16 protein-coding genes and 4 tRNA genes are annotated in these 17433 nt (G+C 56.2%); 11 read left to right on the top strand and 9 right to left on the bottom strand.

Annotated features, from left to right (window positions below; all coding sequences use genetic code 11):
* Positions 1-10 precede the first annotated feature (10 nt).
* Entirely contained in the window at positions 11-1252 is a 1242-nt protein-coding gene (locus HXW73_RS08575; RefSeq protein WP_186255789.1) for an NAD(P)/FAD-dependent oxidoreductase, read from the bottom strand.
* Between the two features lie 323 nt (positions 1253-1575).
* On the opposite strand from HXW73_RS08575, the gene amt reads away from it, so the two are divergent.
* The gene (gene amt / locus HXW73_RS08570) at positions 1576-4953 is read left to right on the top strand and encodes an ammonium transporter (RefSeq protein ID WP_186255788.1); all 3378 of its coding nucleotides are present in this window, start codon (positions 1576-1578) and stop codon (positions 4951-4953) included.
* Between the two features lie 112 nt (positions 4954-5065).
* Here amt and HXW73_RS08565 read toward each other — a convergent pair.
* The 4 genes from HXW73_RS08565 to HXW73_RS08550 all read right to left on the bottom strand — a co-directional run bounded on the left by HXW73_RS08565 (position 5066) and on the right by HXW73_RS08550 (position 5552).
* Positions 5066-5140, bottom strand: a tRNA-His gene (locus tag HXW73_RS08565).
* A 44-nt stretch (positions 5141-5184) separates the two neighbouring features.
* Positions 5185-5259 (bottom strand) — tRNA-His (locus tag HXW73_RS08560).
* 52 nt (positions 5260-5311) lie between these two features.
* A tRNA-Arg gene (locus HXW73_RS08555) sits at positions 5312-5388 on the bottom strand.
* An 87-nt stretch (positions 5389-5475) separates the two neighbouring features.
* Positions 5476-5552: transfer RNA gene (locus HXW73_RS08550), tRNA-Pro, on the bottom strand.
* Positions 5553-5755: 203 nt separating this feature from the next.
* Between HXW73_RS08550 and folD the strand changes: the two genes are divergently transcribed.
* Positions 5756-6619, top strand: coding sequence for a bifunctional methylenetetrahydrofolate dehydrogenase/methenyltetrahydrofolate cyclohydrolase FolD (gene folD / locus HXW73_RS08545; RefSeq protein WP_186255787.1), 864 nt, complete (start codon positions 5756-5758; stop codon positions 6617-6619).
* A 43-nt stretch (positions 6620-6662) separates the two neighbouring features.
* Positions 6663-7370, top strand: coding sequence for a 5'-methylthioadenosine/S-adenosylhomocysteine nucleosidase (gene mtnN, locus HXW73_RS08540; protein ID WP_186255786.1), 708 nt, complete (start codon positions 6663-6665; stop codon positions 7368-7370).
* Here the strand turns inward: mtnN and pyrC are convergent.
* A complete protein-coding gene (gene pyrC / locus HXW73_RS08535) occupies positions 7363-8397 on the bottom strand; it encodes a dihydroorotase (protein WP_186255785.1) in 1035 nt (344 codons plus the stop codon). The genes mtnN and pyrC overlap by 8 nt on opposite strands.
* A 167-nt stretch (positions 8398-8564) precedes the next feature.
* Between pyrC and HXW73_RS08530 the strand changes: the two genes are divergently transcribed.
* From HXW73_RS08530 to HXW73_RS08520, 3 genes are read left to right on the top strand one after another with little or no spacing between them, the layout of a single operon-like run.
* Positions 8565-8981, top strand: a complete 417-nt coding sequence (locus HXW73_RS08530; RefSeq protein ID WP_186255784.1) for a hypothetical protein — start codon at positions 8565-8567, stop codon at positions 8979-8981.
* 5 nt (positions 8982-8986) lie between these two features.
* Positions 8987-10255: an ATP-binding protein gene (locus HXW73_RS08525; protein ID WP_186255783.1), complete on the top strand. Its 1269-nt coding sequence runs from the start codon at positions 8987-8989 to the stop codon at positions 10253-10255.
* Between the two features lie 40 nt (positions 10256-10295).
* The gene (locus HXW73_RS08520) at positions 10296-10835 is read left to right on the top strand and encodes a response regulator transcription factor (RefSeq protein WP_186255782.1); all 540 of its coding nucleotides are present in this window, start codon (positions 10296-10298) and stop codon (positions 10833-10835) included.
* A 42-nt stretch (positions 10836-10877) separates the two neighbouring features.
* Here the strand turns inward: HXW73_RS08520 and HXW73_RS08515 are convergent, their stop codons facing one another.
* Positions 10878-11648, bottom strand: coding sequence for a 3-hydroxybutyrate dehydrogenase (locus HXW73_RS08515; RefSeq protein WP_186255781.1), 771 nt, complete (start codon positions 11646-11648; stop codon positions 10878-10880).
* Between the two features lie 194 nt (positions 11649-11842).
* Between HXW73_RS08515 and HXW73_RS08510 the strand changes: the two genes are divergently transcribed.
* Both HXW73_RS08510 and HXW73_RS08505 read left to right on the top strand, forming a co-directional pair.
* Positions 11843-12118: a GrxA family glutaredoxin gene (locus tag HXW73_RS08510; protein ID WP_186255780.1), complete on the top strand. Its 276-nt coding sequence runs from the start codon at positions 11843-11845 to the stop codon at positions 12116-12118.
* A 114-nt stretch (positions 12119-12232) separates the two neighbouring features.
* Positions 12233-13000, top strand: coding sequence for a DUF1338 family protein (locus HXW73_RS08505; protein ID WP_186255779.1), 768 nt, complete (start codon positions 12233-12235; stop codon positions 12998-13000).
* A 50-nt stretch (positions 13001-13050) separates the two neighbouring features.
* Here the strand turns inward: HXW73_RS08505 and HXW73_RS08500 are convergent, their stop codons facing one another.
* Both HXW73_RS08500 and HXW73_RS08495 read right to left on the bottom strand, forming a co-directional pair.
* Complete coding sequence (locus tag HXW73_RS08500) at positions 13051-13716, bottom strand: CoA transferase subunit B (RefSeq protein WP_186255778.1); 666 nt, start codon at positions 13714-13716, stop codon at positions 13051-13053.
* Positions 13717-13782: 66 nt separating this feature from the next.
* Positions 13783-14481: a CoA transferase subunit A gene (locus HXW73_RS08495; protein ID WP_186255777.1), complete on the bottom strand. Its 699-nt coding sequence runs from the start codon at positions 14479-14481 to the stop codon at positions 13783-13785.
* 185 nt (positions 14482-14666) lie between these two features.
* On the opposite strand from HXW73_RS08495, the gene HXW73_RS08490 reads away from it, so the two are divergent.
* From HXW73_RS08490 to HXW73_RS08480, 3 genes are read left to right on the top strand one after another with little or no spacing between them, the layout of a single operon-like run.
* The gene (locus HXW73_RS08490) at positions 14667-15581 is read left to right on the top strand and encodes a LysR family transcriptional regulator (protein ID WP_186255776.1); all 915 of its coding nucleotides are present in this window, start codon (positions 14667-14669) and stop codon (positions 15579-15581) included.
* Positions 15582-15625: 44 nt separating this feature from the next.
* A complete protein-coding gene (locus tag HXW73_RS08485) occupies positions 15626-16507 on the top strand; it encodes an acyltransferase (RefSeq protein ID WP_186255775.1) in 882 nt (293 codons plus the stop codon).
* A gap of 20 nt (positions 16508-16527) precedes the next feature.
* Entirely contained in the window at positions 16528-17400 is an 873-nt protein-coding gene (locus HXW73_RS08480) for a LysM peptidoglycan-binding domain-containing protein (RefSeq protein ID WP_186255969.1), read from the top strand.
* Positions 17401-17433: the final 33 nt, after the last annotated feature.

Genomic DNA, 17433 nt, shown 5'->3' with positions numbered 1-17433 from the left:
ATCGCGCCATCTAAAAACGCTCGGCCCTGAAGGGAGCCATATCGATGGTGGGCGTTTTACCTTCCATCATATCAGCCAGCAGATAGCCCGTTGCCGGCCCCAAGGTAAACCCTTGATGACCATGCCCGAAGGCCAACCAGAGGCCTTTATGCCGAGGCGCAGGACCAATCACCGGCTTCATATCCGGAAGACACGGGCGCGCGCCCTTCCAGGCAGTGTCGTCTCGACGCTCAGCCAGCGGAAAAATACGTCGTGCAGCGCTTTCCGCCGCGCTTAACTGGCGTTCATCAGCCGGTGACTCAAGGCGGTCCAGCTCGGCACCGGTGGTCAGCCGAATGCCCGCATTCATAGGCGCCAGCAAGTATCCCACTTCGGCATCCATCAACCAGTGCTGCAGGCGTGCCGGCGCTTGAGTGGCATAATGCATGTGATAGCCCCGCTTGACGAAGGTCGGAAAGCGGTAGCCCAGCCCCTTCAGCCACTCACCTGACCAGGGACCCAGCGCCATCACGACATCGTTTGCCACCTCCTCGCCATCGCTGGTCGTTACACACCATTGGGTTTCACGCTGTGTGACCGACTGAACATCATTTTGCACAACCCGACCGCCATTGGCGACAAATGACGCCGCATACGCGGCCACCAATGCGCCCGGGTCGGCCACTGTCCAAGAATTAAGCCAGTGAATGGCCCCAATAATGTCATCGCCAAGGTCGGGCTGCTTGTCCAGCAATGCTTGTCGATCCAACACTTGAAACTGCACATCGTAGAGGTCCCGCATTTCTTCGGCCTCTTTGGCGCGCTCAGCAAGCTTCTCAGGCGTTCGGTATATCTCCAGCCAGCCTTCACGACGCACCAAGTCCTCGGCACCCGCGGCCTCGATCATCGGTCCGTGGGCTTTAAGACACAGCTGAATCAACGAGGCATATTCCGGCACGATTTGCCGATAGCGACGCGGCGAAGAATGACGCCAGTAGCTCAATAACGGCGACGCCGCCTCCAGCATACCGCCAGTGCGATAGCGAATATCCACGCGACGATTGGGCAACACGCTCAGGATGGTTTTCAAATCGCGCGGAAAGGGATACGGCTTTACCGCTTCACGTTGGATAATACCGGCATTGCCAAAGGACGTTTCCTGGCCTGGCTGGCGACGGTCCATCAGAGTGACCTGCATACCCCGCTGCTGGAGATGCCATGCAATGCTTACACCTACCATACCTGCCCCTAACACCACCGCATGACGCGACATTGAAACACCCTCCAATCTGCAAATTTCACGACACGCAGGCCAGACACACCGCACGCCTATCTATCTAAAAAATAGCACTGATAAAGACGCATTAATACAGTCTAAAAAACTGTTTTTAATCGATAAATCAGAAATTAATATCGCCAAAAGCAAAAAAATCGACAGCCTAAAACATTGCGGCACAGCAATTGCTTTGCCTTATTACCGCGTGGTCCATCATTAGCGCAAAAGGCGTTAATTCAGCACTGTCTTAATCACCTATGCAAAGCGCCGCGCATCAAAAGAGTGCTTACGACGCACCAAAAAAGACCAAGGATACCGCCATGCCGTTCACCCCCATCGTCGATACAGAACTGCTCGATACGCTATGGGTATTATGGGCAGCCGCACTGGTATTTGTCATGCAGGCGGGTTTTTTATGCCTGGAAGCGGGCACAACCCGCAGCAAAAACGCCATCAATGTCGCAATGAAGAATATCGCGGATTTTGCCATTGCGTTGAGCGTCTTCTGGCTCGTGGGTTTTGGGTTGATGTTCGGCGTTTCTGAAGGCGGTTGGCTGGGCACAAGCCTGTTCGGGTGGCAGCTCGACTCAGCATCCAGTTGGGTAATCACGCTGTTTATCTTTCAAGCCATGTTCTGCGCTACCGCTGCGACCATTGTGGCGGGCGCCGTCGCCGAGAGAATGCCATTTTTTGCCTATCTCTGGACCGCCCTCTGGATAGCCCTGCTCATCTACCCCGTCTTTGGACACTGGGCATGGGGCGGCCTACTGGGAGGTGAAAGTGGCTGGCTAGCCTCGCTGGGATTTGTCGATTTTGCCGGCTCCACCGTTGTTCACAGCGTGGGGGGCTGGGTCGCGCTCGCAGCCGTTCTCACCATCGGCCCTCGCCAGGGACGTTTTAACCAACACCAACCCCCGACCGCCTTCCCGGCGGGCAACCTCCCCCTCGCCATGCTGGGGGCGCTGTTCATGATATTAGGCTGGTTTGGCTTCAACGGCGGCAGCACGCTGGCCGTCAACAACCAGATACCCGGCATTCTCGCCAATACGGTCCTGGGCGCCGCCGGCGGCATTTTATCCGCCATGCTGATGGGCTGGCGAACCCGCCGCTATGCCGATGTCATGTATGCCATCAATGGCGCCATTGCCGGATTGGTCGCTGTTACCGCGGGGGCCCATGCGGTTTCGATGTCAGCGGCACTCGGCCTCGGTGCCGTCAGCGGCGTCCTGATGGTCATCACCAGCGAATGGCTACTCAGTCACCGCATCGATGACGCCGTCGGCGCTATTCCGGCGCATTTGATCCCCGGCATTTGGGGCACGCTTGCTCTGCCCTGGATAGCCGACTCCGAAGCACTGGGAACGGGGCTGAGCACGGTGGAACAGGCAGGTGTTCAATTGCTGGGCGTCATTATCTGCGGACTCTGGAGCTTTGGTCTTGCGTGGCTGCTGTTTCGTATATCGGGGCGCTATTTTCCGCTTCGGGTTAGCGATGAAGATGAAAAAATGGGCCTTAACCTCGCCGAGCACGGCACCCATAACGAGCTGACCCAACTCCTGGAACACATGCGCCGCCATGAACAACAGGGCGACATGCGCCAGCGTATCGAGGCAGACCCTTTTTCTGAAGTGGGCGAGATTGCCGCAGGCTACAACCGCGTCGCGGCGGCGCTGGAAAGCGCTATCGGGCATACCCGGGTAATGCTTCACAACCTCCGCGACGGCGTGCTTACCTGGCAGGCCAACGGGATGCTCACCAGTCTCAACCCAGGTGCGGAACAGCTGTTTGGCGTCCAAGCCGAGCAAATGATAGGCACCCCCGTCAGCCGCTTACTGGAGAACAACAATCTGGCGCCGGGTGAACGTCACGAAATCAAGCTGCGCTCCGCCAGTCATGAAGTTCGCTACCTGGAAGTTCAGATCAGCGAAGGGGCCAGCGGTTCAGACTCGGAGCGTTCCGGCATGGTTCGCGACATTACCGAGCGCAAGCGTTTACAGGAACAGTTGAACCGCGAGCGGGACCTGGCCAGAACGACCCTTGCCTCAATTGGCGATGGCGTCATCACCTGCGATGCCAGTGGCTTGATCACTTTCATGAATAGCGAAGCCCAGCGGCTGACCGGCTGGCCCCTTCGCGACGCTCGTGAAAAACCGATCCAGTCTATTTATCGGCTCATTGACGACAAAACCGGTAGCCTACTGAGCAACCCGGCGCGTCAGGTACTCACCCAGCATCGCGCCATTCATTCAACGGACGACGGCTGGCTTGAACACTACGACGGACAGCGAACGCCCATTCAACACAGCGCCGCTCCTATTCGCTCGCGCAGCGGCATTACGCTGGGCGCAGTAGCCGTCTTCCAGGATGTCAGCGTCACCCGACAGCTTGCCGACCAGCTTAACTACCAGGCCAGCCACGACAATTTGACAGGGCTCATCAATCGCCGAGCCTTTGAGACAACGCTGAGCCATTTGCTTGATGGCAAGGAAGGAATGCACGTTTTATGCTATCTGGATCTTGACCAGTTCAAGATCGTCAACGATACCTGCGGCCACCTCGCCGGTGATGAGCTCCTCCGACAGGTGGCCACAAAGTTGCAGGCTTATGTGCGCAGCAGCGATACCGTCGCCAGACTGGGTGGCGACGAGTTCGCCCTGCTGCTGCCCAACTGCCCTATTGATCAAGCCAGACAAATTGCCGATGCCATTCGCCGCGATATCGAAAACTATCGATTTGCCTGGCAGGAACACACCTTTGGTATTGGCGTTAGCATCGGGCTGGTCGTTCTAAGCGATCACCATATGCAGTTAACCGATGCGCTGCACGCCGCCGATGCCGCCTGCTATACCGCCAAAGAGGCAGGACGCAACCGCCTTCACTGCTACCAGGCCAATGACCATTCGGTACTCGAACGCGACGGTGAGCTTCGCTGGGTACAACGATTACAGAACGCTCTCGACAATGATCATTTCCGACTCTTTGCCCAACCTATTGAAGCTGTCTGCGCTAAGCGCCCTGCCTACCAGGAAATACTCTTACGCCTGGAAGAAGACGGCAGCGTGGTCACACCGGGCAGTTTTTTACCTGCCGCCGAGCGCTATCACTTTATGCCGCGCATTGACCGCTGGGTGGTCCGCAACACGCTTGCCTGGCTGTCCGATATTACCCGCTCAGCCCCAGATACCGCCTGGGGCTGCTGGGGCATCAATCTCTCGGGCGCCTCACTGTCTGATGGCGAATTCTGCCGCGACCTGATCACCCAGGTACAAAATGCCCGGTTACCCAAGGGAAGCCTGTGCTTTGAAATTACCGAAAGCGCGGCCATTGCGCAGCTTTCAAGCGTGATCGAGCTCATCCACACGCTGAGACAACTGGGCTGTCGATTTGCGCTGGATGATTTTGGCACCGGGCTGTCTTCCTTTAGCTACTTGAAGCAGCTACCCGTTGATTATTTGAAAATCGATGGGCATTTCATTCGCCATGTTCATGAAGACCCGATAGATAGAGCGATGGTGGAAGCCATTCATGCCGTGGGCAAAGCGCTCAATATAGAAACCATTGCTGAATTCGTCGAAACCCAGCAGACCCTGGATACACTGGAGGCGCTTGGCATTGACTATGCGCAGGGCTTTTTACTCGGACACCCCAGCTCACTCACCCAGGTAGGCGGGCAACCCATCAAGGTAATGCCACGTTAATCAGAAAATGGAAATAACCATGACTTGGCAAATCAACTAAACAAGGAGGAAAGGCGGGAGAACTAATTGAGAAGTTACAACAGAGGAATAATTAAAATAGAAAAGAGGTTAATGGGGTGGATGATGGGGATCGAACCCACGACCACCGGAGCCACAATCCGGGGCTCTACCACTGAGCTACATCCACCATAACCTATAGAAGGGAATCGCTACTTGTTGCTGTGCTGTCACTGGGGTGGATGATGGGGATCGAACCCACGACCACCGGAGCCACAATCCGGGGCTCTACCACTGAGCTACATCCACCATTGACAACTGCAACTGACGAGACATTGAGGCTGATCGCTACTGGTACAAATGGCGCGCCCAGCAGGATTCGAACCTGCAACCTACGGCTTAGAAGGCCGTTGCTCTATCCGGTTGAGCTATGAGCGCACATGTAATATCTGTTAGCAAAGACATCGATGAGCACTTGACCACAACCATCGCCAGGAAAAGCAAAACTACCTTTCGCGCTAGACGTGGTCGGGGTGGAGGGATTCGAACCCCCGACATCCTGCTCCCAAAGCAGGCGCGCTACCAGACTGCGCTACACCCCGATTTCATTGCCTAAACGCTGCCGCCTGGCCCGTCTCAAGCGAGGCATATATTACTGTTTTTAATTTTAAAGTCAACCATCAAGCTGACAACTTACCAAGGCACTTTGCCTGACTGCCCCATCATGCGAAAATTAACGACGGCAGACCTTTGATTAACACTCGTGTTTTTGTTCGCCCTTCAACCTCTACGGGGATTTCTTTACATGACCGCCCAACTCATCGATGGCAAAGCTATCGCCGCCAATGTCCGTCAGCATGTTGCTCAACAGGTAACCGCCCGCCTGCAGGCGGGTAAAAGAGCACCCGGACTTGCGGTTGTGGTGGTAGGAGACGATCCCGCTTCACAGGTCTATGTGAACAATAAGCACCGCGCCTGTGAACAGGCAGGCATTCTTTCCTTTCAGCACGCCCTGCCCAGCAATACGTCCCAGCAGACATTGGAAGCGCTGGTTGACCAGTTAAATGACGATCCTGCCATCGACGGCATTCTTGTCCAGCTACCCTTGCCCGACCCGCTTGACGCCGAACCGATACTCGAGCGGATTCGCCCCGACAAGGACGTCGATGGTTTTCACCCCTTCAATATTGGCCGTCTCGCCCAGCGCATGCCTGCCCTGCGCCCCTGCACCCCGAAAGGCATCATGACGCTGCTCGAACAGAGTGACGTCAAGGTCCGCGGCCTCGATGCCACCGTCGTCGGCGCTTCCAACATCGTCGGGCGGCCCATGGCACTGGAACTGATGCTTGCTGGCGCCACCACCACGGTATGCCACCGGTTTACCAAGGATCTGGAAGCGCATATACGGCGTGCCGACCTTGTAGTGGTCGCCGTCGGCAAACCCGGCATCGTTAAAGGCGATTGGATCAAACCCGGCGCCGTGGTGATTGATGTGGGTATCAACCGTCAGGAAGACGGCAAGCTGAAGGGGGACGTTGATTTCAACGCTGCCGCCGAACGCGCCAGCTTAATCACCCCTGTCCCCGGCGGCGTGGGTCCGATGACGGTCGCTACGCTGTTGGAAAACACCCTGGCGGCCGCCGAACAGCACGATCAATCTGACAGCTAACCACGGCTGTTTATCTTCTTCTGATGGATAGGAAATCAACATAGTGAAGCGTATCGGCATCATTGGCGCCATGGCGCAAGAAGTCAGCATCCTGGCGTCACAGCTCGACAACCCGGAGCGTTATGAGCACGCGGGGTTTATCTTTCACCGCGGCACACGCCACGGCCTAGATGTGACCATCCTGCAATCGGGGATTGGCAAAGTGAACGCAGCGGTCGGCACCGCGTTACTTTTAGAACGCCATCAACCTGACGCTGTGATCAACACCGGTTCAGCCGGCGGGTTCGCCAGCGACTTACATATCGGCGATATCATCATTTCCGACGAAGTCCGCCATCATGACGTAGACGCCATGGTATTCGGCTACGAAATGGGCCAGGTCCCGGGCATGCCGGCGGCTTACCAGGCCGATACGGCGCTCCGCAAAGTGGCACAGGGCGCCATCAAGACATTGGGCGAGGTCAACGTGCGCGAAGGCTTGATCGCCACTGGCGATGCTTTCATGGCCGACCCGGCCAGAGTCGATGCCACACGCGCCTTGTTCCCCACCATGTTAGCGGTGGAAATGGAAGCCGCTGCCATTGCCCAGACATGCCATCTGTACCAATGCCCCTTCGTGGTTATTCGAGCACTGTCCGACATCCCCGGCAGTGGCGATAACCACCTATCCTTTGAGCAATTTCTGGATGTGGCTGCCGACCATTCCTCGCGCATGGTCGAGCAGATGCTCCTCACCTTGAGCGCTAGCTGATTGACCAGTCGAGTGCTTCCCCCGCCAGCAGCGGAATAATCGCCTCGCCATCGGCATAGGGGTAGCTGGCGGGGATGGTTTGCGGGTTCCGAGACAAGGTAATCGTATCGCCATTGGGAGGCAGGCCGTAAAAGCGTGGCCCGTTGAGACTGGCAAATCCCTCCAGCGCCGACAGCGCTCCGACTTCGTCAAACGCCGTTGCATAAAGCTCTATAGCCGTGGATGCCGTGTAAGCGCCTGCACAGCCACAGCTGGCCTCTTTGGCAGTTTGCGCATGGGGGGCGCTGTCGGTGCCCAGGAAGAACTTCCCGCTGCCGCTAGTCGCCGCTTTTAGCAGCGCCTGGCGGTGCCTTTCGCGCTTGAGAATGGGCAGGCAGTAATAGTGCGGCCGAATCCCCCCGACCAGCATCTTGTTGCGATTGAATAACAGGTGGTGCGCGGTAATCGTCGCGGCGACCGTATCGGGTGCATTGGCAACAAACTCGGCGGCTTGCTGTGTCGTGATATGTTCGAACACCACTTTCAACGTGGGGTGGCGCACCAAAAGCGGTGTCAGCACGCGCTCGATAAATACCGCCTCGCGATCAAAAATATCAATATCTGCGTCGGTGACCTCACCATGCATCAACAACGGCATGCCTGCTTCGGCAAGCGCGGCAATGGTCGCATCGCAGCGCGTCAGATCCGTCACCCCAGAGGCAGAGTTGGTAGTCGCGCCTGCCGGGTAGAGCTTGACGGCATTGACAATGCCGCTATCTGCCGCCCGTGCGATCTCCTCCGGCGGTGTAGTATCGGTCAAATACAGTGTCATGAGCGGTTCAAAGCGACTACCGGCAGGCAGCGCATCCAGAATACGCTCACGGTAAGCGATAGCTTGCTCGGTCGTGGTGATCGGCGGCGTCAAGTTCGGCATAATAATCGCGCGCCCCATTTGGGCAGCGGTATGGCCCACAACCGCTTTCAGCGCCTCACCATCGCGCAGGTGGAGGTGCCAGTCGTCTGGCCGGGTCAAAGTAATAGCGTCCACGGAAGATCCTGTACGTCGTCAGTTATCGCAGTCAATGAAATGGGCGACCAGCGCCTCAAACAGCAGTATACCGGATACGCCATCAGGTTGAATCGAGTGCAATTCACCCACAGCTAACACGATGTGGCGTATGATAATTATCACTGGTTGGCCAAAGGATACACGTTATGCAGAAGGTCCGGCGAAATGCCGACATTATTGCCAGCCTCGAAGGCTTGCTATGGCTTGCGCTAGGGTGGTCGGTGTCGTTTTCTGCGTATTACGGCAGCACCGAAGCGACCATCACCATGATGCTGATCATCGCCACACTGGCATTCTTCAGTTGGGCGCACCGGCCGCTTCGCTATTTGCTCCGGCGTTATCATGTGCGAAAACGGCGGACCGATATGTGGATTCACCTGCTGGCGCTGCCGGTGCTTATCGCGATGTTTTTCCACATCATGATTGAAGGCCTTCTCGGCAGCGCCTGGTTGCCGCCCAAAATGCTGGTATTCAATATTGTCGCCACGGCGGGATGGTTAACCTACGTCATGACACTGTTTATTAAATTCCTGATCCATCGCTTTAAATCCACCGCCAGGTGAGCCACATGCCAACCGAGCTCCCGCTGCCGTTATCAACTCCCAACCGTAACCTGGTCCGATTGACCATTGTACGAGGCATCACCTGGACGGGTTTTTTAATTGCCATCATCGTGGGCGTCAAGTTCCTCTCGTTTGAGCTACCCGTCCCTGAGGTGGTCAGCGTTGTCCTGGCGATGGGACTGCTCAACATTGCCACCTGGTGGCGGCTGGGTCGGCCGCGTGCCGTCCAGCACCTGGAATATTTACTGCACCTGCTCGCCGATATAGTGGGCTTAACGCTGCTGTTTTATTTCTCTGGGGGATCCACCAACCCCTTCATCACCTATTACCTGGTACCGATTACCATCGCGGCGGCTACCCTGCCCTGGCGCCATGCCTGGATCATTGCCGGCTGTGCCATGGCCGCCTATAGCTTCTTGATGATTGACTACCATCCGATCCCACAACTGGGCCATATCAACAGCGGCAGCCCGCTGAGCCTCCACGTATTGGGCATGTGGGTGAATTTCGGCATGTCAGCAGGGCTAGTCACTTTTTTCATCTATAAAATGGCCCATGCCTTGAGACGCCGCGACCAGGCGCTTTCCCGCACCCGTGAAGCGGCGTTACGCAACGAGCAAGTGTTGGCCGTTGCTACCCAGGCCGCCGGCACCGCGCATGAATTGGGCACACCCCTATCCACCATGGCGGTCCTGCTCAAAGACATGCAGGAAGAGGCCAAGGAACACCCGGAACGCCAGGAAGATATCGAATTGCTGCGTCAGCAGGTGGATATTTGCAAATCGCGCCTGCAGCATCTCGTCAGCCAGGCGGACAGGCGGCGCATGGCAGAACCGGAAGTGCTCGACGCCGAATCCTGGCTAGACGGTGTTGTCCAACGTTGGCTGGTGTTACGACCCGATGTCAGCCACCGATTGGACATCGCCAATCGCCGAGGGCGGCCCTGGCTGGCCGTTGACGCCACCCTCGATCAGGCGCTCACCAACCTGCTCAATAACGCCGCGGACGCCAATCCTGAAGGCGTCGCCATTGGGCTAGATTGGCACTCAGACCGCGTCGTGATCGATATTCGTGATCACGGCCCCGGTGTTGCCATGTCGATTGCCGATCAGTTGGGCGATACGTTCATTTCCACCAAAAGCAAGGGAATGGGCATTGGCTTATTTTTGACCCACGCCACTATCAATCGTTTTGGCGGGGGTGTGAGTCTTTATAACCATCCCGAAGGCGGCACGTTAACCGAAGTCACGCTACCCCGTGCAGGCGCTGACTAGGCTCTGTGACGTCTCTCGTTAGTGATTAATTGAGGTCATCATGCAAACACCCAACCACCGGTTATTGATTGTCGACGACGACGAGATGTTTTGCCATGTACTAAGTCGCTCGCTCACCCGGCGAGGCTTCGAGGTCATCGTGGCCCACGATGCGGACCAGGCCCTGGCGCTTGCGGCCCAACATATACCCACCATGGCCACCCTCGACTTGAAACTGGAAAATTCCTCCGGGCTCAAGTTATTGCCTGAGTTACTGGCGGTCGCGCCGCACTGCCATGTGGTCGTATTGACCGGTTACTCGAGTATTGCGACCGCCGTGGAAGCCATCAAGCTGGGAGCCGTCAACTATCTATGCAAACCGGTGGACGCTGACGATGTACTGGCCGCGTTCGAACGCTCCGAAGGTGACCCCAACATTGAAGTGGCCGATAACCCCCCTTCCATCAATCGCATTACCTGGGAACACATTCAAAAGGTCTTGCAGGAGCACGACGGCAATATCTCGGCCACCGCCAGGGCGCTCGGCATGCACCGCCGTACGCTGCAGCGCAAATTGCAAAAGCGCCCTGTGCGTCGCTAACTGCCCGCCGCCTGTAGGGTAACGGAGACAGTTCAAGACGGATTAGTGGGCGGTCCAGCCCAGGTCGATGTTCCAGCTCGCCCCGGTCACCGCCCCTGCAGCGTCGGAGGCCATATAGGCGACCAGCTGCGCCACTTCACTGGGCTCGATCAGGCGTTTTACAGCGGCATTCTTGAGCATGATATTTTCAATCACTTCCTGCTCGCCCATGCCATGCAGCTTGGCCTGATCCGCAATCTGGTTATCGACCAGCGGGGTTTTCACGTAAGCCGGGCAGATCGCGTTAGCCGTAATCCCCTGTTCACCGCCTTCCAGCGCTGCCGTTTTGGTAAGCCCGATCATGCCATGCTTGGCACTGATATAAGCTGCCTTGCCCGGGGAGGCCACCTGGGCATGAATGGACGCAATATTGACGATCCGGCCCCAGCCCTTTTCACGCATGTGCGGCCAGGCCGCCTGGGTCAGCAGAAAAGGCGCCGTCAGCATCAGGTCGATGATGTGGCGCCACTTCGCTTCGGGAAAGTCTTCAATCGCCGCCACATGCTGTATCCCGGCATTGTTAACCAGGATATCCACGCCGCCAAAGCGTTTTACCGCCTCCGCAACGGCTCCACGACAGGCTTCCGGGTCGGTTAAATCCGCCTGGTAGAACGCAGCCCCTGCCGCCTCGGCGATCGCTTTACCATCGGGATTGAAATCGACCGCCAATACCTGGTGGCCCAATTCGCAAAAGTGTTTGACCACTGCCTCGCCAATACCGCTGCTGGTGCCGGTAACCAGGGCAACACGAGGGGTCACTGCTGTCGTCGTCATGGCAAATCCTGTTGATTAGGTGAATGTACTTGCTGGGTTCAGTCTAGTTGATTTTAGTGCTTCACTGCTCCTCTTAGATAAAAGGTGCAGATGATAACGTGACTCAATAACCTTTTTAGCGTGCCCCTATTGGATAACGCTGGGCGGTTGATTCACAATGCTGTGTCTTTCTTACGCTTGTAAAGGAGCGATGTATGTTTGTGGTCATTTTTGGACGCATGTCCTGCCCGTTTTGTGTACGCGCCAAGCAGCTTGCTGAGCAGTTGGAACAGGCAGGCAGCATCGAAGGCTACCGTTACGTCGACATGCCGTCAGAGGGCGTCAGCAAAGACGATATCGCCAAAACCGCAGGCAAGCCGATTCATACGGTCCCCCAGGTCTTTGTCGATCAACAGCATGTCGGTGGCTTTAGCGAATTTGACCAGTTCGTGCGCGACCGCCAGCTACTGAGCACTTCTTCGACTGCCTGATCCACCGTTAGTCTGCCGTTTAGCTGCGTTGAACCTAGCGTTTGCCACTTGCCTATACTGGGATTGATAGCAACCCATACGTTAGTGGGCCGACACCCTGGCAAGGAAGGCAGCATGCATCGCGAGGAGTTCATCCAGCAGTTATGGCTGGATTATATTCATACCCATCCTGATATTGGGGCACTTCGCCTCTGGCCCCTTTCAACGCCAGCGGATTACCTTACGCTGGTCACGCTCAATTATGGTGGCTTTTCCTCCCAAGCCCTATCACCAGCGCTTGCCCATATGGGGTATCGCCCTATCGGGCATTATGCGATGGCCGATAAAGGGCTGCTCATCCACCTGTTGGCGCCAGCGGACGGCGGAAGTTGGTTGGTGCTTGCCGAATTACAGACGGGCACCCTGTCAAAACCTCTACGCGAAGCGCTGCTCGGCCTCGTCCAGCAAACGCATCCGCAAGACAGCAAGGGCCAAAACCTGCTGTGCAGAGGTCGTCCCTGGCCAATGCCTACCTGGGCACTTTATCAGCAGCTCCACGCTGAACACCCGCTTGCCGCCTGGTTAGCCGTTATGGGACCCAGACTGCACCATGCCGGCTTTGACTGCGAACAGCTTGGCAGCTCAATGGAAGCCATTGACCGGCAACTGCTACAAAGCGGCCTGACCCATATGGAAGGCCAGCAGAATGGCGTATTCAGCGTTTCCAACCTGCTCGTCCATCGCTTTTACCCGGCCACTCCACAAAAAAAGATATTCGACCAGGGTGATGAACACCGCCTCTGCCTGGGTGGCCTGGCGATTGTACAGAAGCATCTGGGCAGCAATCACGAGCGGGTAGCCGAGCTGTTGCTGCCTGTTCATGCACGCTGCGAGATGGCGTAAGCGTCAGACGACGCTTACGCCCTGACTTGCGTCAGGCTCATGGGGGTCGACTAGCCTTCAGCAAATGTCATTTCGGGGACGTGGTCAGGCACCACCAGCTTGCCAGCGGTCTTTTCGACTATCTCTTCAACGCTCACGCCCGGCGCACGCTCTTTCAGGATGAAAGTGCCGTCCTTGATTTCAAGGTAAGCCAGGTCGGTCAATACCCGGTTAATACAGCCTGCGCCGGTCAGTGGCAGATTGCATTTTTCGAGCAATTTGGACTCCCCGTGTTTCGACGCATGGGTCATGGTGCAAATGATATTTTCCGCGCCAGCTACCAGATCCATGGCGCCCCCCATACCTTTGATCAGCTTGCCGGGAATCATCCAGGAGGCAATATTGCCGTTCTGATCGACCTCAAACGCCCCTAGTACCGTCAGGTCTACATGGCCGCCGCGAATCATCGCGAAGGACTCTGCTGATGAAAAAATCGCCGCGCCAGGCCTTGCCGTGACGGTTTGCTTGCCGGCGTTGATCATGTCGGGATCAACTTCTTCTTCTGTGGGGTAACGCCCCATGCCCAGCAAACCATTTTCCGACTGTAGCATCACGTCCATATCCTCTGGGATATAGTTAGCCACCAGGGTCGGAATGCCGATTCCCAAATTAACGTAAAAGCCGTCTTCCAGTTCACGCGCTACACGCTGAGCCATCTGTTCACGTGTCAATGCCATGGTCAGTTCCTCGTAGTGAATCGATTAAAAGCCAAAGTAAGCAGGTTGTTTGATAACGCTGTACGCTTAGCTGTGCACCGTGCGTTTTTCGATGCGCTTCTCAAACGTGCCCTGAATGATTCGGTCTACATAGATGCCCGGGGTATGTATCTGACTGGGCTCCAGTTCGCCGGGCTCGACGATCTCTTCGACTTCGACGACGGTAATCTTACCCGCCGTTGCGACCATGGGATTAAAGTTCTGCGCCGTATGGCGGTACATCACATTACCGTAACGGTCGGCTTTCCAGCCCTTCACAATAGCAAACTCACCGGTAATGGCCTCTTCCAGAATATGCGGACGACCATTGAATTCACGGACTTCTTTGCCTTCGCCAATGGGTGTACCGTAGCCGGTGGCGGTATAAAAAGCCGGGATACCCGCCCCGCCTGCGCGCATTTTTTCCGCTAGCGTCCCCTGGGGGGTCAACACCACCTCGATTTCGTCATTGAGCATTTGCTGCTCAAACAGCGCGTTTTCACCCACATAGGACGCCAGAATCTTGCGTATCTGACGGTCTTCGAGCAACAGGCCCAAGCCAAAACCATCGACACCACAGTTGTTCGATACCACGGTCAGGTCCTTGACCCCACGTCGCTTTATTTCAGCGATCAAATTTTCGGGAATGCCGCATAGGCCAAAGCCACCGGCCAATACGGTCATGCCGCTTTCAATGCCTTCCATCGCTTCTTCGTAAGAAGCAACACGCTTATCGAATCCTGCCATTGTTATACCTCGCCTTGTTGTCGATGAACGGTTATCAGTGATACGCCAATGTCGCTGAGCCAGCGGATACAAGATGTGACGGCTATCGCGACGCAGTCTTCTGGTTGCAGTGTTGTGCCAGATAATATATTTGTTAAGTTTGTTTTTCTTATCAATTTATTTTTATAACTTATAAAGGGTCAGCCATGACCGTCAAACAGTTGCGCGCCTTCCTGGCCGTTGCCCAGACCCTGAGCTTTACCCAGGCCTGTGAACGGCTACATTTGTCTCAACCCGCTCTTAGTCTAGCCATAAAAGGGCTCGAAGACGCCCTGGGCGGCAAATTATTGCTACGCAGCACTCGCAGTGTCCGTTTAACCCCCGAGGGCGAATCGCTGCTGCCGCTGGCCAAACATTTGCTCGCGCAGCGGGACAATACGGAAGAACGCCTGCGTCAACGCTTTACCTTGCAGCTGGGCCGCCTCAGCGTCGCGGCCATGCCTGCCTTTGCCTGCAACCTGCTCCCCGCGGCATTGGTTAGATTCCGTCAACAGTACCCCAAAATCAATGTGACCGTGCACGATGTCATCAACGAAGACGTTAACGACATGGTGCGTTCGCGCCAGGTGGAAATGGGCATCGCGTTTGCACCCGAAGGTCCCGGTAGCCTGTCATTCACGCCATTGTTCGAGGATCATTTTGTCGCGGTCATTTCCAAAGGCTCACGGTTGAATCAGCGAGCCTCGCTGTCATGGGAGGACTTACTTAGCGAGGACTTTATCACCTTGCAGCGACCCTCAATGGTTCGCCGACTGCTGGAACAGGCACTTTCCCGACAGCAAATGGATTTACCGGTCGCCTTTGAGAGCCATCAATTATCGACCGTCGGCCGAATGGTGGCAGAAGGCCTGGGCGTGAGCGCAGTGCCATCCATGTGTATTCCTCAAATGCAGGCGCTGGGCGCGCACTACTTGCCATTGACCTCACCAAGCGTTGCCTGTCGTGTGGGGATCCTGACGCAACAGGAACTATCAGTGGCTGCGCATGCATTACGCACAGTCTTGCTGGAAACCGTTCAAGCGCCCTACTTACCCGAGCATCAGGCTGGGCAGGCTGGGTAATATCCTTTAGCATTCAACATTACGCACCAGTAAGGAAACGCGGTATGCCGATGTTAAAAGGGGTGGTTAGCGTCGCCTTGCTAGCCCTCAACACGCTTTTTTGGGGAATACCCCTGACAGCGCTATCGCTGCTCAAAGTCATAACCCCCAAGGGTCGCGTTAAAAAGACAGTGCAAGCAGGTATTGGTCACGTCACCATGAATTGGATAGGCGTCAACCTATGGTGGATGCGACACTGGATACAGCCTCGGCTAGATGCGTCTGTACCCGATAACCTGCGTCCGGATCAGTGGTGGCTGGTGATTTCCAATCATCGTAGCTGGACCGATATATTTATGCTGCTGATGGTCCTTCACCGACGCATTCCCATGCCGCGTTTCTTCGTGAAACGGCAGTTATTGTGGATACCGATCGTAGGTCTTGCCTTTTGGGCGCTCGATTTCCCTATCATGCGGCGTATTACCCGAAAGCAAATTGCCCAGAATCCAGCCCTGGCAAAGCTGGACCGAGAGGCGACAGAGCGCATGTGCGCTCGTGCCCGCCAGTCGCCCATTGCTATCTACAATTTTGTTGAGGGCACGCGCTTTACGCCGCATAAACATGAATTGCAACAAAGCCCCTACCGCCATCTGCTTCGGCCCAAGGCGGGCGGAGTTGCCCAAGTTCTCAACTTGCTTGGCGACAAACTCGACGGCATCCTTGACGTGACGCTGAGCTACACCAATCCGAATCCCACTTTTTGGGGCTTTCTATGTGGACAGGAAGCACCCATCACCCTGAAGGCACGCATCCTTGAGGTGCCTGGATGGATGTTGACCGCTGACTATCACGCCGAATCGCAGCACAAGGAACATTTCCACACATGGATCAATGCACTCTGGCAGGAAAAAGACTGTCTGCTGGATGGTCAGATCGATCACGCGTGAGCAAGTTGCTCGGGGCTATCATGGTCGCCAGCACACTGGTGGGCTGCGCCGGCACGCCCTCTGACCCTCAGCGAGTCACCGCTCCGGCGGCAACCCAGATCAGCGGTAACTGGGTAGAAATCAAACGTGGTGATACGCTGGGCCAATTAGCCAAACGCGCCAACGTGCCACTTGAAAGACTGCAACGCTTCAACCCAGGCGTCAGAGCGCGCCACCTGGCTGTTGGACAACGCTTGCTGGTCCCTACGCAGCAGGAACGCGCGCCAGCAAGCGGGCCGTATCGCTATCAAATTCGCCCGGGGGATACCTTTTCAAGCCTTGCTCGCCATTTCGGCACCACCTCATCGCGGCTACAAAGTGCCAACGCTGGCAGCTCGGCTAACGAATTACGCGTTGGCCAGATGATCAACATTCCCATCGGTTCGAGCACTAACACCTCGACCGCGAGCTCGACAACGCCAAGCCGTAGCAAACCGGCCACACAAACATCCAGCGAAAGCAGCCCATCGCTCCCGGCATCAGCCAAACGTTGGCCTTGGCCGCTGGAAGATTATCGTGTCGTTCGCCGCTATGGACCCGATAGCCGTGGCACGCTTCAACCCATGCTGCTGGCCACCCAGGCCAATGCAAATGCGAAGGCAGTCGCCAAAGGCGAGGTCCGTTTTGCGGGTAGTATGCGACAGCTTGAGAAGGTAGTGATTGTTCACCATGCGGATAATCTGCAAAGCGTCTATGCCCTGTGTGAGCAGTTAAACGTTGAGGAAGGTCAGCAGGTAGCCGCAGGCGACCCGCTTTGCCAGGTAGGCAAAAGCCGCGCGACAGATCGCCATGATTTGCTGTTTGATTTACGCCAGGGTGGAAAACCGATTGATCCCCGGAAGGTACTGAAATAACTCGGCCCCGGCCCCGCAGCTAGCGCTTAAAGC

This window comes from Halomonas sp. SH5A2 (assembly GCF_014263395.1).
Classification (GTDB): Bacteria; Pseudomonadota; Gammaproteobacteria; order Pseudomonadales; family Halomonadaceae; genus Vreelandella.
This window is presented reverse-complemented; position numbering and strand designations above follow the sequence as displayed.